The organism is Serinibacter salmoneus, assembly GCF_002563925.1.
Classification (GTDB): Bacteria; Actinomycetota; Actinomycetes; order Actinomycetales; family Beutenbergiaceae; genus Serinibacter; species Serinibacter salmoneus.
Genome location: NZ_PDJD01000001.1, coordinates 1546515 through 1559714 on the forward strand (window position 1 = coordinate 1546515; position 13200 = coordinate 1559714).

13 protein-coding genes are annotated in these 13200 nt (G+C 71.3%); 5 read left to right on the forward strand and 8 right to left on the reverse strand.

Going from position 1 to position 13200, the window contains the following annotated elements; genetic code table 11:
* Nucleotides 1-10 precede the first annotated feature (10 nt).
* Both glgC and serB read left to right on the forward strand, forming a co-directional pair.
* A complete protein-coding gene (glgC, locus tag ATL40_RS06790; protein ID WP_098468876.1) occupies nucleotides 11-1273 on the forward strand; it encodes a glucose-1-phosphate adenylyltransferase in 1263 nt (420 codons plus the stop codon).
* Between the two features lie 90 nt (nucleotides 1274-1363).
* The gene (serB, locus tag ATL40_RS06795) at nucleotides 1364-2002 is read left to right on the forward strand and encodes a phosphoserine phosphatase SerB (RefSeq protein WP_098468877.1); all 639 of its coding nucleotides are present in this window, start codon (nucleotides 1364-1366) and stop codon (nucleotides 2000-2002) included.
* Nucleotides 2003-2028: 26 nt separating this feature from the next.
* Here serB and ATL40_RS06800 read toward each other — a convergent pair whose 3' ends face one another.
* Genes ATL40_RS06800 through fabG form a run of 3 tightly spaced genes read right to left on the reverse strand, consistent with a single transcriptional unit; the run spans nucleotide 2029 to nucleotide 4076 of the window.
* Nucleotides 2029-2535 (reverse strand): SixA phosphatase family protein, encoded by a 507-nt coding sequence (locus tag ATL40_RS06800; RefSeq protein WP_098468878.1) that lies wholly within the window; start codon nucleotides 2533-2535, stop codon nucleotides 2029-2031.
* A 7-nt stretch (nucleotides 2536-2542) separates the two neighbouring features.
* Nucleotides 2543-3310, reverse strand: a complete 768-nt coding sequence (gene fabI / locus ATL40_RS06805; protein ID WP_098468879.1) for an enoyl-ACP reductase FabI — start codon at nucleotides 3308-3310, stop codon at nucleotides 2543-2545.
* Between the two features lie 52 nt (nucleotides 3311-3362).
* On the reverse strand, nucleotides 3363-4076 hold the full coding sequence (gene fabG, locus ATL40_RS06810) for a 3-oxoacyl-ACP reductase FabG (RefSeq protein ID WP_098468880.1): 714 nt from the start codon (nucleotides 4074-4076) through the stop codon (nucleotides 3363-3365).
* Nucleotides 4077-4141: 65 nt separating this feature from the next.
* Here fabG and ATL40_RS06815 point away from each other — a divergent pair, with 65 nt between their 5' ends.
* From ATL40_RS06815 to ATL40_RS06825, 3 genes are read left to right on the forward strand one after another with little or no spacing between them, the layout of a single operon-like run.
* On the forward strand, nucleotides 4142-4423 hold the full coding sequence (locus tag ATL40_RS06815) for a DUF3099 domain-containing protein (RefSeq protein WP_098468881.1): 282 nt from the start codon (nucleotides 4142-4144) through the stop codon (nucleotides 4421-4423).
* Nucleotides 4420-4641, forward strand: a complete 222-nt coding sequence (locus ATL40_RS06820; RefSeq protein ID WP_098468882.1) for a hypothetical protein — start codon at nucleotides 4420-4422, stop codon at nucleotides 4639-4641. Before ATL40_RS06815 ends, ATL40_RS06820 begins: the two co-directional genes overlap by 4 nt.
* Nucleotides 4634-5539, forward strand: a complete 906-nt coding sequence (locus ATL40_RS06825) for an SURF1 family protein (RefSeq protein ID WP_098468883.1) — start codon at nucleotides 4634-4636, stop codon at nucleotides 5537-5539. The genes ATL40_RS06820 and ATL40_RS06825 overlap by 8 nt, the downstream gene beginning before the upstream one ends.
* Here ATL40_RS06825 and ATL40_RS06830 read toward each other — a convergent pair.
* The 5 genes from ATL40_RS06830 to ATL40_RS06850 form a co-directional block, all read right to left on the reverse strand.
* The gene (locus tag ATL40_RS06830; protein ID WP_098468884.1) at nucleotides 5512-7110 is read right to left on the reverse strand and encodes an ABC-F family ATP-binding cassette domain-containing protein; all 1599 of its coding nucleotides are present in this window, start codon (nucleotides 7108-7110) and stop codon (nucleotides 5512-5514) included. The two genes, ATL40_RS06825 and ATL40_RS06830, sit on opposite strands and share 28 nt — an antisense overlap.
* Before the next feature lie 77 nt (nucleotides 7111-7187).
* Nucleotides 7188-7826 (reverse strand): biotin transporter BioY, encoded by a 639-nt coding sequence (locus ATL40_RS06835; RefSeq protein ID WP_098468885.1) that lies wholly within the window; start codon nucleotides 7824-7826, stop codon nucleotides 7188-7190.
* Between the two features lie 188 nt (nucleotides 7827-8014).
* Nucleotides 8015-9334: a glycosyltransferase gene (locus ATL40_RS06840; protein WP_098468886.1), complete on the reverse strand. Its 1320-nt coding sequence runs from the start codon at nucleotides 9332-9334 to the stop codon at nucleotides 8015-8017.
* Complete coding sequence (locus tag ATL40_RS06845; protein WP_098468887.1) at nucleotides 9331-11577, reverse strand: glycoside hydrolase domain-containing protein; 2247 nt, start codon at nucleotides 11575-11577, stop codon at nucleotides 9331-9333. The genes ATL40_RS06840 and ATL40_RS06845 overlap by 4 nt, the downstream gene beginning before the upstream one ends.
* 148 nt (nucleotides 11578-11725) lie before the next feature.
* Nucleotides 11726-13174, reverse strand: a complete 1449-nt coding sequence (locus ATL40_RS06850; protein ID WP_098468888.1) for a carboxyl transferase domain-containing protein — start codon at nucleotides 13172-13174, stop codon at nucleotides 11726-11728.
* Nucleotides 13175-13200 lie beyond the last annotated feature (26 nt).

The window sequence follows — 13200 nt, forward strand, 5'->3', positions numbered from 1 at the left end:
GGGTCGTGTCATGGCAGCACCTCGCGTCCTCGCAATCGTCCTCGCCGGCGGAGAGGGCAAGCGCCTCATGCCGCTCACTGCTGAGCGAGCCAAGCCGGCCGTGCCCTTCGGTGGCACCTATCGCCTCATCGACTTCGCGTTGTCCAACATCGTGAACTCGGGATATCTGCGCTCAGTGGTCCTCACGCAGTACAAGTCCCACAGCCTCGACCGTCACGTCACCAAGACCTGGCGGATGTCCACCCTGCTCGGCAACTACGTGGTCCCGGTCCCCGCTCAGCAGCGGATGGGGAAGAACTGGTACCTCGGCAGCGCCGACGCGATCTACCAGAGCCTGAATCTGCTGGACGACGAGAAGCCCGACATCGTCGTCGTGGTCGGGGCCGACCACGTGTACCGGATGGACTTCTCCCAGATGGTGGACGCGCACATTGCCTCCGGCGCCCCGCTGACCGTGGCGGGAATCCGCCAGCCGCTGTCGCTGGCGGATCAGTTCGGCGTCATCCAGGCCGACCCGGACAACCCCCGCCTCATCAAGGAGTTCCTCGAGAAGCCGACCGACGCCGTCGGATTGGAGGACGCCCCCGATGAGGTGCTCGCCTCGATGGGCAACTACGTCTTCAACACCGATGCCCTGATCGCGGCGGTGAAGGCGGATGCGGAGAACGAGTCCTCACGCCACGACATGGGCGGCGACATCGTGCCCGCGTTCGTGGCCCGGGGCGAGGCCGCTCTCTACGACTTCATCGAGAACGACGTGCCCGGTTCCAGTGACCGCGACCGCGACTACTGGCGGGACGTCGGCACGCTCGACGCCTACTACGACGCCAACCGCGACCTCATCTCCATCACTCCGGTGTTCAACCTCTACAACGACGAGTGGCCGGTCTACACGGGCTACGTGGGGCTGCCGCCCGCGAAGTTCGTGCACGCCTCCCCCGAGCGCATCGGTCTGGCGACCGATTCGGTGATCTCGCCCGGAGTGGTGGTCTCCGGTGGTGAGGTGCACGGGTCCATCATCGCCCCGGGTTGCCGGATCAACTCCTGGTCGCGGGTGAACGAGTCGGTGCTGCTGGACAACGTCGTGATCCGGCGCCGCGCGCAGATCAACCGCGCCATCCTGGACAAGAACGTCGTGGTGGAGGAGGGCGCCAGCGTGGGGATGAACCGCGAGCTGGACGTGGCGCGCGGATTCACGGTCACGCCCGCCGGGATCACCGTGGTGCCCAAGGGCACGCTCGTGACCAAGGACGGCGCCACCCTGAAGTCCTGACGCACGCCCGTCACGCACCACGTCCTGGTCTCCCGGAGATCCCGCGATCTCCGGGAGACTAGGCTTGAACGCGTGACAGGTGCCGATCGCATGACCCCCGTTCCCGACACCCGACGGCTCATCGTGATGGACGTGGACTCCACGTTCATCACCCAGGAGGTCATCGAGCTCCTGGCGGCGCGGGCCGGCGCGCAGGAGGAAGTCGCCCGCGTGACAGAGGCGGCGATGCGCGGGGAGATCGACTTCGCCGACTCCCTGCGAGCCCGGGTTGCGACGCTGGCCGGCCTCCCCGCGACCGTTCTCGAGGACGTGCTCGCCGAGGTCACGCCCTCGGACGGCATCGCCGAGCTCGTGGCCTTCGCAGGCGAGCGCGGCTGGCCCCTCGCGCTCGTCTCCGGCGGGTTCATCGAGATCGTGGCCCCGCTCGCCGCCTCCTTCGGGATCACCCGCGCGCGTGCCAACGCGCTCGAGGTGCACGACGGCGTGCTCACTGGCCGCGTGGCGGGACCGGTGATCGACCGGTCCGCCAAGGCCGCAGCACTGACGCAGTTCGCCGCCGAGGTGGGTCTGTCACCGGACGCCGCCATCGCGATCGGTGACGGCGCCAACGACCTGGAGATGATGGCCGCGGCGGGCCTCTCGATCGCCTACTGCGCCAAGCCGGTGGTGGCGGTGGCCGCAGACCACGCGGTGGGCACTATGCACGAGGTCATCGACATCCTCCGTTGAGACGGGCCGACTGCCCACGCGTGTGCTCAGACGCGGTGAATGGCCACGAGCCGGCCACCGCCGCGGCCCAGATCGGACCAGGCGCCCTCGAGGGTCAGTTCTGCACGCGTCGCGGTCGGCATCCCGAGCCGGATCTCCTCGCGCAGCACGCCGCTCTCGCCGCCCTCGGCCGCCACGGTGGTGGCCAGGGCGCTCATCGTGGGTTCGTGCCCGACCACGAGGACCGATCCGACCGACTCGCTGAGGCCGCGCAGCAGGGCCAGTACCTCCCGCGGCGTCGCGTCGTAGATCTCCTCCAGGTACCGCACCTGCGGCTCGTGGTCGAGTCGGGAAGCCACCCGCTGCCAGGTCTGCCGGGTCCGGACGGCGGATGAGACGAGCACGAGGTCGAGAGGCGTGCCCGACTGTGCGAGCAGCTCACCCACCTGGGTAGCCTGCTCCCGCCCCCGCAACGCGAGGGGCCGGCCTGCGTCGGTGTCGGAGAACGGTTCCGCCTTGGCGTGGCGCAGCAGGTGCAATCGGTGCGGACTCACGCCGGTATCACTGACCCATCGCGTGGAATCCGCCGTCCACGTGCACCATCTCGCCGGTGGTCGCCGGGAACCAGTCCGAGCACAGCGCCACCACGGCGCGAGCCGCCGGCTCCGCGTCCTGGGAGTCCCACCCGAGGGGGGCGCGATCGGCCCAGTTGCTCTCCATCTGCTCGAATCCGGGGATGCTGCGCGCCGCCGTCGTCTTGATCGGTCCCGCGGACACCAGGTTCACGCGGATCCCGTCCGCACCCAGGTCACGTGCCAGGTAGCGCGAGGTGGCCTCGAAGGCGGCCTTCGCCACGCCCATCCAGTCGTAGACCGGCCAGGCGTAGCGGCCGTCGAACGTGAGACCCACCACGCTGCTTCCGGGGGCCAGGAGCGGTCGGGCCGCCACCGCGAGGGACTTCAGGGAGTAGGCGGAGATCTCCAGTGCCGTCGCCACGTCGGCCCACTCCCCCTGGAGGAACGTGCCACCCATCACCGACTGCGGAGCGAAACCGATGGAGTGGACCACGGCATCGAGGTGATCGGCGTGCTCGCGCACCGCGGCCTCGAGGCCGGCCAGGTGTTCGGGGTTCGTGACATCGAGCTCCACCACGGGGGCGAGCTGCGGCAGGCGCTTGGAAGCGAGCTGAGTCAGCTTGGCCTGACGTCCGAAGGAGGACAGGATGACCGTCGCGCCCTCCTGCTGCGCGAACTTCGCGGTGTGGAAGGCGATGGAGGCGTCGGTGAGGACGCCGGTGATCAGCAGGGTCTTTCCCTCGAGCATGCCCATGGTTCTCCTTGCGAGACTGCGTCTGGTGTGGTGGTCGTGCGCCGGTGTCCTGCTAGTGGCCCATACCGAGGCCGCCGTCGACAGGGATCACCGCTCCGCTGATGTACCCGGCGTCCGGGCCCGCGAGGAACTGCACCACGCCGGCGACCTCGTCTGCGGAGGCGAATCGCGCGGCGGGGATCGCGGCGAGGTAGGTCTTCTGCTGCTCGGGCGGCAGAGCATCCGTCATGGCCGTCTGGATGAACCCGGGGGCGACGACGTTGGCCGTGATCCCCCGACCGCCCAGTTCCCGTGTGATGGCCCGGGCCACGCCCACGAGTCCCGCCTTGGAGGCCCCGTAATTCACCTGGCCGGCGCCTCCGTACAGCCCGATCACCGAGGAGATGAACACGATGCGACCGAATCGGGCACGGATCATGCCCTTACTGGCCCGCCGCGCCACACGGAAGGCACCGGTGAGGTTGACGTCGAGCACCTGCTCGAAGTCCTCATCGCTCATCCGCATCATGAGACCGTCGCGGGTGATGCCCGCGTTGGCGACCAGCACCTCCACCGGGCCGAGTTCCTGCTCGATCTGCGTGAATGCGGCATCCACCGCCGCGGAGTCGGTGACGTCGCCGGTCACGGCAAGGACGCCGTCGGGCACCTGGGTACTGCGGGAGATGGTCGCGACCCGGTGGCCGGCGGCCACGAATCGTTCGGCGATCGCACGGCCGATGCCGCGGGTGGCGCCGGTCACCAGGACGGTGCGGCCTTCAGGAGTCATCGTCTCGGGCACCCGACGAATCTAGCGGATCGGCGCGGCGCCGTGGCGCGCGTAGTCTCGTAGGCATGGCGCGCGCGCACTCGATCACCACCGCCCGGGTCTCCCCCGCGGCGGACCGCCGCGCGCGCGAGACCCGCTACCTGGTGTCGATGGGCATCCGGATGGTCTGCATCCTCGGGCTCTTCCTCGTGGACAACTGGTTGCGTTGGGTCTGTCTCGCGGGAGCGGTGCTCCTGCCCTACTTCGCCGTGCTGATGGCCAACATCCCGGGTGCCAGCACGGCGCAGCAGGCCGAACTGATGGATCCGCCGGCGCTGCCCGGCCCGGAGGAGGAACCACGGGCATGACCGAGGTGATCTGCAGCGCCAAGCGCTGCACGGAGCCCGCGATCTGGGCCCTGAACTGGCGCAACCCGCGCATCCATGATGCCGCCCGGGTGAAGACCTGGGTGGCGTGCGAGGGGCATCGGGAGCACCTGCGCGACTTCCTGGCCGCCCGGGACTTCCCGCTGACCGTGGTACCGCTGAGCGAGATGCGCGGCGAGGGCCGGGTCGGCGATGACTGACGGGCGCCGGGTATGGCGCGTGCTGGGGGGCGCGCTGCTGGTGCTGCTCGCCTCCGCCGTCTGCGTGGGCCTGGGGCTGTGGCAACTGGACCGACACCACACCCGCGCCGAGCAGGTGAACCTCATCGTGAGCAACCTCGAGCAGGACCCGGTGCCCCTGGCCGACCTCCTGCCCGGTGACGACCTCGACCCCGACGACGTCTGGCGCCCGGTCACCCTGACCGGCTCCTGGGTGCCGGACTCCGGCGTCCAACTGCGCAACCGTCCCGTGGAGGGGGCCAACGCCTCCCACGCGCTCGCGCTGTTCGAGACGCAGGACGGCCGGGTGCTGCTGGTCGATCGCGGGTGGTGGCGGCAGGACGGCAGCGTGCCCGAGGGTGCGCTCGCGGTGCCGGACGGCGAGCAGAGCATCGTGGTGCGGCTGCGCGCCCGGGAGGAGCAGGACGAGCGCACCAACCCCGCTGGTGAGGTATTCCGGGTGACCCCCGAGGCCGCGGCGGCGCAGTCCACGGGCGGCGGCGCCGTCGACCCCGACGCGCTGATCACCAGCGCCTACGGCATGGCCGAGGACGTGCCCGCCTCCGCTCCCCTGGGCACCCTGCCCGACCCGGGCACGAGCCTGCGCTCGCACCTGTCCTACGCGTTCCAGTGGTGGTTCTTCGCCGCCGCGATCCCGGTGGCAGCGGTCATCATCGTGCGCCGGGGCCGTGAGGAGGCCGCGGAGCACGCCGCGGAACAAGAAGGACCGTCCCGAGCGCAGGAGAGCACCCCGACCCCACGACGGCGCCGAGCCTCCTCGCTCGAGGAGGAAGAGGACGCGCTCCTGGACGCCCGGGAGCACGCTGCCGGCCTGAGGGAGCCCGCGCGGCGTCAGGCCAGCGACACCAGTTCGGCGTAGTCCGCGTTCCACATGTCCTCGTCGCCGTCGGGCAGCAGCAGCACCCGCTCGGGCTCCAGCGCCTGCACGGCGCCCTCGTCGTGCGTCACGAGCACCACGGCACCGGTGAAGGTGCGCAGCGCCCCGAGGATCTCCGCCCGGGAGGCGGGGTCGAGGTTGTTGGTGGGCTCGTCCAGCAGCAGCACGTTGGCGCTGGAGACCACGAGGACCGCGAGAGCCAACCGGGTCTTCTCACCGCCGGAGAGCACGCCGGCGGGCTTGTCGGCGTCCTCCCCGGAGAACAGGAAGGAGCCGAGCACGCTGCGCACCTGGGTGTCGGTGAGGTCCGGGGCGTTGCGGCGCAGGTTCTCCACCACGGTGGCTGAGGTGTCCAGGGTCTCGTGCTCCTGGGCGTAGTAGCCGATCTTGAGGCCGTGCCCGGGTTCCACCTGGCCGGTATCCGGCTCCTCCACACCGCCGAGGATCCGCAGCAGGGTGGTCTTGCCGGCACCGTTGAGCCCCAGCACCACCACGCGGGACCCGCGGTCGATCGCCAGGTCCACGCCGGTGAAGACCTCCTGGGAACCGTAGGTCTTGCTGAGATCGGAGGCCCGCAGCGGGGTGCGGCCGCACGGCGCGGGGTCGGGGAAGCGCAGGTGCGCGACCTTGTCCACGGCGCGCACGTCCTCCAGGTCCGCCAGCAGCCGCTCGGCACGGCGGGCCATGTTCTGCGCGGCCACAGCCTTGGTGGCCTTGGCGCGCATCTTGTCGGCCTGCGCCATGAGGGTGGCGGCCTTCTTCTCCGCGTTGGCCCGCTCCCGGCGTCGCCGCTTCTCGTCGGTCTCGCGCTGCTGCAGGTAGCGGTCCCAGCCCATGTTGTAGACGTCGATCTGGGCGCGGTTCGCATCGAGGTGGAAGACCGTGTTCACGGTGGCGCGCAGCAACTCGACGTCGTGGCTGATGACCACGAACCCGCCGGGATAGGCCAGCAGGTAGTCACGCAGCCAGACGATGGAGTCGGCATCCAGGTGGTTGGTGGGCTCGTCCAGCAGCAGCGTGCTGGCCCCGGAGAACAGGATGCGGGCCAGCTCCACGCGACGGCGCTGCCCACCGGAGAGGGTGCGCAACTCCTGCTCGAGCACGCGCGTGGGCAGGCCCAGGTTGCTGGTGATGCGGGCGGCCTCCGCCTCCGCCGCCCAGCCCCCCTTGGCGAGGAACTGCGACTCCAACCGGCTGTAGCGGTCCATGGCGCGCTCCCGCGCCGCGCCGGTCTCGGTGGCGATGGCCTCCTCGGCCTTGCGCATGTTGCGCATGGTGGCGTCCAGGCCGCGGGCGGAGAGCACCCGGTCGCGCGCGAGCACCTCGAGGTCACCGGTGCGCGGGTCCTGCGGGAGGTAGCCGACGTCGTCGCTACGCGAGACCATCCCGTCGGTGGCCTGGCCCTCACCGGCGAGGATCTTGGTCAGGGTGGTCTTCCCGGCCCCGTTGCGCCCCACCAGCCCCACACGGTCGCCATTGTCGATGCGCAGTGTGGCTCCGGACAGCAGCGTGCGGGCGCCGATGCGGATCTCTAGGCCCTGGGTGGTGATCACGTGGATCGAGTGTAGGCGGACGCCGCAACCGGATTGGCCCAGCGCACGCCCGAGGAGGAGTGAGTCAGCGCACTGTCTCAGCGCGTTCGCGCGAGAAGCGCCCAGGCGCTGGGGAGGACGATCGCGACGATCGCCGCCTTGATCGCGTCGCCCAGGACGAACGGCGCCACCCCCATCACCAGGGCCTCACCGAGGCTGGAGCCGGTGAAGACCATGAGCCACGGGACGCCGAAGGCGTAGACGATCGCCCCGCCGATGAGGCCGATCCCGATGCTGCGCCACACCGAGCGGTCGGCGCCGCGGCGGGCCATGGCCCCCACCACGACCGAGGCGGCGAGGAACCCCAGGAGGTAGCCGAAGCTGGCGAACGCCCAGCCGCTCGCGCCACCGGCGAACCACCCGACGCCGAGGATGCCGGCCGCGAGGTAGATCCCCAGCGAGGCGGCGGCGCGGGCCGGGCCGAGGGCGGCCCCCACCAGGAGCGCGCCGAGGGTGCCCAGCGAGAGCGGCACCGGCGTGAACGGCAGCGGAACCAGCACCTGGGAGAGGCCGGCCACGAGCAGGGTGCCGGTCAGCACCAGGGCGGCGTTCACCGCAGCGGCACGCGCCACGGCGGACCGCGCCCGGGTGCGGGGCGATCCCGGCCGGGCAGCGGCCGGGAGGAGGTCGGCCAGCACGGGGCCGCGGGCGGGAAGGGGAGCGCCGATTGTCGTCACGCCACAACCGTAGGTGATGCCACCCGGCACCGGAAGGCGACGCCACGCACGAACGCCGCCATGGGGAGTTGGAGGTATCCACCAATCCCCTCCTCCGTCCACCCCCGCGAATCCGTGGCATCGGCGCCCGACCCGTGGCGCCGGGCCACGGCCTCGCCGACGACCCCACGGTCTCGGCGAGCCACGGCTCAGGCGCCGATGGCCTCCCGGATCGGGGACGGCGCCCCCACCTCGGCGGCGACGTGACCGAGGATCTTGCGCAGCACCTCGGCGCGGTCGAACTGCATCGCGTAGGTCCGTGCCCGCTCCTCCCAGACGAGCAGGTCCTCCGGGGACATCGTGAGGATCTCCTGCAGGGCCTCGGAGATGGAGTCGGGGTCGTTGATCTCGATGGTGCGCGCCGTGGGACCCACGGCCTCGGGTACGCCGCCGGTGGTCGTGGTCGCCACCACACCCCCGCCGGCGAGCATCTTCTCCACCACCGCGATGCCGAAGGTCTCCACGAACTCCGGGCGCGGCAGGGTGGGGAGCACGAAGGCGCGGGCGCCGCGCATCAGGGCCGGCTTCTCGTCGTCGCCCACATCGGTCAGCACATGGATGCGTTCCGCCATCGGTGAGGCCGCCGCGATCGCCGCGATCTCCTTCTCCTGCGGTCCGCGCCCCGCGATCACGAGGTTCGCACCGCTCGCGGCCTCACACCGCTCGAAGCCGGCGATGAGGTCGGGCACACCCTTGGCCTCGGTCAGCCGCGAGAGGAACAGCACGTAGGGGGTGCCTGCCAGTCCCCGATCCCCCATCACCGCGTCCACCTCCTGCTGCGTGGTGCCGAGGTAGGAGGCGGTGTCCAACGCGGGGTAGGAGATCTCCACCCGTCGGCGGCACTGATCGGCGAAGGTGGTGCCGTGCCGGGCATCGACCTCGGCGGCTGACTCGACGATGAGGTCCTTGGTGTACTGCGAGACCGCCACGACCACGTCCGAGGCGAGGTAGCTGGACAGCACGTGCGCGGCCGCCCCGAACTTGTCCTGCTCCACGCAGTTGCGCACCACGTTGGTGATGTCGGAGCCCACGGCCTCGGCCACCGTGACGACGTCGACGGGCAGCCCGGTGCGGTGCGCGGCGGTCACGGCCTCGGTGACCGCCAGGGTGTGCGGGGAGAGGTAGAGCGACATGCACACGGTGGGCACGCCGTCGGTGAACAGCTCGATCAGGCGACCCACCAGGCCGGCCTGCCAGCGCCCGTCCGGTACCCGGTAGTCCCCCACCGGGTCCGGACGCTCCACGCTGATGCCCGGGGAGTAGGCCGAGATGTGGTCCAGCGGCTTGAGCGGCAGACCGGCGGCCTCGAGGCGATCGATGGGCCAGCTGAGGATCTTGACCTCCTCGAAGCCCTGCTGCAGGGCCGCCTCGGCGAGGTTGCGGGCCTCCACCGAGTGACCGCAGATCACGGGATCGGCGCGCACCACGATCACCAGGCGGCGGTAGCGGGTCAGGCTCGTCGTGATCATCGCGTTCTCCTTTGGTCATCGCGCGCGCGTGCGCGCTGGTGCTGCTCGTAACTGCCCGAGGGTGGACGGTCGGTCCGCCCCCAGTCGGAGGGTGCGTCGGCGAGGGTGAACACCAGCTCGCCGCCGCGGTAGAGGCGGTCCCCCGTCACCCAGGCACGGTCGAGCCGTTGACCGTCCAGGGTGGCTCGGGTGACGTACTGCGGGGGACCGTCCCGGTCGGGTTCGCGGAATCCCTTCGTGCGGATGGACAGGGTGCCCTCGGGGACCTGGATGTCGGCCGAGGAGAACGAGGGGGCGTTGAGCAGCACGATGTCCTGCCCCGCCACGGGGAAGAGGCCGAGTGCGGCCCAGACGTACCAGGAGGACAGCCCGCCGGAGTCGTCGTTGCCGGCCAGTCCTCCCGGGCTGGCGGCGAACGTCTGGTGCACGGCGGCGTGGACCACCTCCGCGGTCCGGTCGGGTCGCCCGGCGTAGGTGTAGGCCCAGGGCGCCTCCATGTCCGGTTCGTTGTTCATGCCCTCGAACCGGTTCAGGCCGTAGCCCAGGCGCATCTCCCCCGGACTCGGCTTCATGCCGGGTTGGCGCACCGGGTCGGCGCCGTACCCGAAGAAGCGGTCGAGCATGCCGGTGAACTCCTCATCGCCCCCGGCCAGGGTGATGCGCCGCGCCATGTCGTGCACGAGCCGGAAGGAGTAGTTCCACTTCCCACCCTCGTAGTAGGTGGAGTCCAGCAGCAGTCCGGTCTCCGGGTCGAAGGCCGCGCGCCACCCGGAGGCCAGCGGTGCGAACTGCTTCAGCAGCGTCGCGTCGCCGACCCGGTCGGCGACCGCCTGCGTGCACCAGTAGCCGAAGGCCAGGTCGAGGGTGTGGGAGATCGGGTGCGCCACGCCGTCGCGCAGGTACTCCTCACCGTAGGTGCGCCGCAGGTCGGTCTGCATGTGCACCAACGCCCATTCCCAGTCCACGTCCCCGCCGCGGCGCGGACCGCGCAGGCACAGGTCGGCGAGCAGGGTGTGTGCCAGGGCGCTGGCCTGCCGGGAGAACCGGTCGGCACCCCGCGCCATCCGGTACCCGATGGGGAAGTTCCCCTCCTCCTCCGCCACGCGCAGCAGTGAGGTGGCGATGCCGGCGGCGGCATCGGGGCGGATCATGCCGAGCAGCGGGAGCTGGGTGCGGTAGATGTCCCACATCGTGCACAGGTCGAAGACGAACGGACCGCCCATGGGCCAGTAGGGCGACTCGTCCTGCCCGAAGCACGGCTTGATGAGCGAGTGGTACAGCGCCGTGGCGTACACCGTCTCGCGTTCGGCGTTCGGCGTCGCCACCTCGATGGCCCCGAGATTGCGGGCCCACTCCCGGCGGGTGGCGTGATGACGCACGTCGAAGGCCGGGCGCGCCTCCCCCACATCGGCCCGCAGATTCGCCTCCGCCTGGTCGGTTCCTCGCAGCGAGAAGCCCATCCGGATCTCGACCGTCTGGCCCGCCTCGGTGGGGCCCACGAACATCAGACCGAAGGGCCGCAGCGTGGTGGGGCGGATGTCGGAGAACTCCAGGCGGGAGCCACCGGGCATGAGCCGGCGGTCGTACCAGAGCAGCTGCCGCATCGGCGCGTCGCACTCGATGTGGACGGCCAGGGGCGCACCCTCCACCGTGATCTCGCCGCAGGCGACGCCGGGGCGGACCATGTCCAGTCGTGCCCGCAGCGGCACGGTCTCGCCGTAAGGGAGCTGGAGTCCTCCCATCGACAGGTCGATGACCACCCGAGAGGAGTCGCTCGCCGGGAAGGTGTAGCGGTGCACGGCGCTCTTCGGCCCGACGGTCAGCTCCGCCTGGATGCCGGAGTCGAGCATCGCCCGGTAGTAGCCGGGTGAGGCCTCCTCCTCGGTGATCGCCCAGGTGGCGCCGAGGTCGTCAAGGGGCTGCTGCATCGGGGTGACCCGCATGTAGTTGTAGTACTTGCGGATCGCGCCGGTGCCGGACTGCTGGAAGTGGGAGAAACCGGAGGCCTCGTGGCGCTCCCGGATCGGCACCGGCAGGCCCTCGGTCCCGAGGTCGTAGCTGCCGTACCCGCAGGGGTAGGCGCCGGAGTAGGCGCACGCCGAGACCATGCCGAGCGGGTAGGCCGCCCCGGGGTGGGTGTTCCCGACCTGCGGCTTGGGCCACCACCAGGTGGCCGCCAGCCCGCTGCGTGGCGGCAGGTCGGTGGCGAGCGTCCCGATGAACGGGTCGACCGAGTCGAGCACGAGCACCTCCCTGGTATGCGGGCGGGGGCGGTGCCGCGTCGGGCGCCGTCCGTTTCCGTGAGGCTAAGGACGCCAGGTATCGGGGAGGTAAAGAACTCGCTACGGATGTGGTTCGGATGCGCCTGCCGTTCCTCGCCGGGACATGCGGCTACCGGCCGAGGCGGGCGTACCGTGCCACGCGTGCGGCATGGCGCTGGCTCGCCGTGGTCCCGGCGAGGTCCGCCAGGGCGTGCGCGACGGCGTCGCCCACCTCGGCGAGCGAGGTCGCCACGGTGTCCACATACCCGCCGAGTTCCCGCGCCCCGATCCCCTGCGACCTGGCGAGCTGGGCTGCGTGGTCACCGTCCCGGTACAGGATCGCGCTCGCGCCCTCCGGTTGCAGCGGCGCCAACCAGGCGCCCTCCAGGGCGATCACCCGATCGGTGGCGCCGATCGCGAAGGCCACACCCCCCGTGCCCTTGCCGAGCAGGACCCCGACCGTCGGCACCGGCGCCGCCACGAACTGCGCCAGGCTGCGGGCGATCTCCCGGGCGATGCCGCCCTCCTCGGCCGGCGCGGTGAGTTCACCACCCACGAGGTCGATGACCGCCACGACCGGCAGGCCGAGCTGAGCGGCATCCGCGACGGCGGAGCGCACCCGGGCGAGGTCCGCGGGACTGACGTAGGGCGCGCCGGCCTGACCGCGGAAGCCGACGACGACGACCCCGCGATCACCGATCCTGGACCACGCCACGTACGCGGCGCCGTCGGACATCGCCGCCTCGGGCCCCACCATCTCGACCGTGTGCGAGCCGATCGCCGCCACGAGCGCGGTCACGTCGGGCCAGCCAGGCGCTCGCGTGGCCTCCACGTCGGCCCAGACATCGCGCTCGGAGCCGGCTGGCGTCGGCCGCGACGCCGGGGCGGCGGCATCGACCCCAGCCGGCGCGAGCGCGGCGAGGGTGTCACGGGCGATCGCGACGAAGCCCGGCAGGTCGGCGATCCGGTCCACCACGCCGGTGCGCTGCAGGTGCTCGGCGCGCTGGACGCCGTCGGCGATCGGCTCGCCGGTGATGGTCTCGACCACGCGAGGGCCGAGGAAGGCGAGGAAGGCCTCGGGCTGCGCGACGGTGAGGTGCCCGAGCGAGGCCCAGGAGGCCAGGGTGCCCCCGGTGGTGGGGCTGCGCAGGTACACGAGGTAGGGCAGGCCCGCCGCCTTGTGCTCGGTGAGCGCCAGACCCAGGGTCGCCAGCTGCAGGAAGGCCAGGGCGCCCTCCTGCATCCGCGTACCGCCACTGACGGGGCTGGCGATCAGCGGGAGGCCCCGCTCGGTGGCGCGCCGCACGGCGGCAGCGAGGATGGCGCAGGCCCGCTCGCCGAGGGAGCCGCCCATGAACGCGAACTCGCTCGCCACGATCGCGACGCGCCGTTCGGCGATCGTGGCCTCGGCGGCGCGGATCGATTCGGTCGCGCCGGACTTCTGGCGTGCGGCAGCGAGTTCGGAGGCGTACTGCGGCGAGGTCGTGGACGGATCGGTGGTGGCGTCGTAGAGGTCGGTCCACTCGGTGGCGTCGTCGAAGGCGTCGAGGATGTCCTGGGAGGTGAGGTGCGCGGTCACCGATTCATCAGATCATCCTCGGACAC

Excerpts from the sequence above, each read along its gene's own strand:
- glgC (WP_098468876.1), top strand. The coding sequence starts at position 11 with ATGGCAGCACCTCGCGTCCTCGCAATCGTCCTCGCCGGCGGAGAGGGC.
- serB (WP_098468877.1), top strand. The coding sequence starts at position 1,364 with ATGACCCCCGTTCCCGACACCCGACGGCTCATCGTGATGGACGTGGAC.
- fabI (WP_098468879.1), bottom strand. The coding sequence starts at position 3,310 with ATGGGCATGCTCGAGGGAAAGACCCTGCTGATCACCGGCGTCCTCACC.
- fabG (WP_098468880.1), bottom strand. The coding sequence starts at position 4,076 with ATGACTCCTGAAGGCCGCACCGTCCTGGTGACCGGCGCCACCCGCGGC.
- ATL40_RS06815 (WP_098468881.1), top strand. The coding sequence starts at position 4,142 with ATGGCGCGCGCGCACTCGATCACCACCGCCCGGGTCTCCCCCGCGGCG.
- ATL40_RS06820 (WP_098468882.1), top strand. The coding sequence starts at position 4,420 with ATGACCGAGGTGATCTGCAGCGCCAAGCGCTGCACGGAGCCCGCGATC.
- ATL40_RS06825 (WP_098468883.1), top strand. The coding sequence starts at position 4,634 with ATGACTGACGGGCGCCGGGTATGGCGCGTGCTGGGGGGCGCGCTGCTG.
- ATL40_RS06840 (WP_098468886.1), bottom strand. The coding sequence starts at position 9,334 with ATGATCACGACGAGCCTGACCCGCTACCGCCGCCTGGTGATCGTGGTG.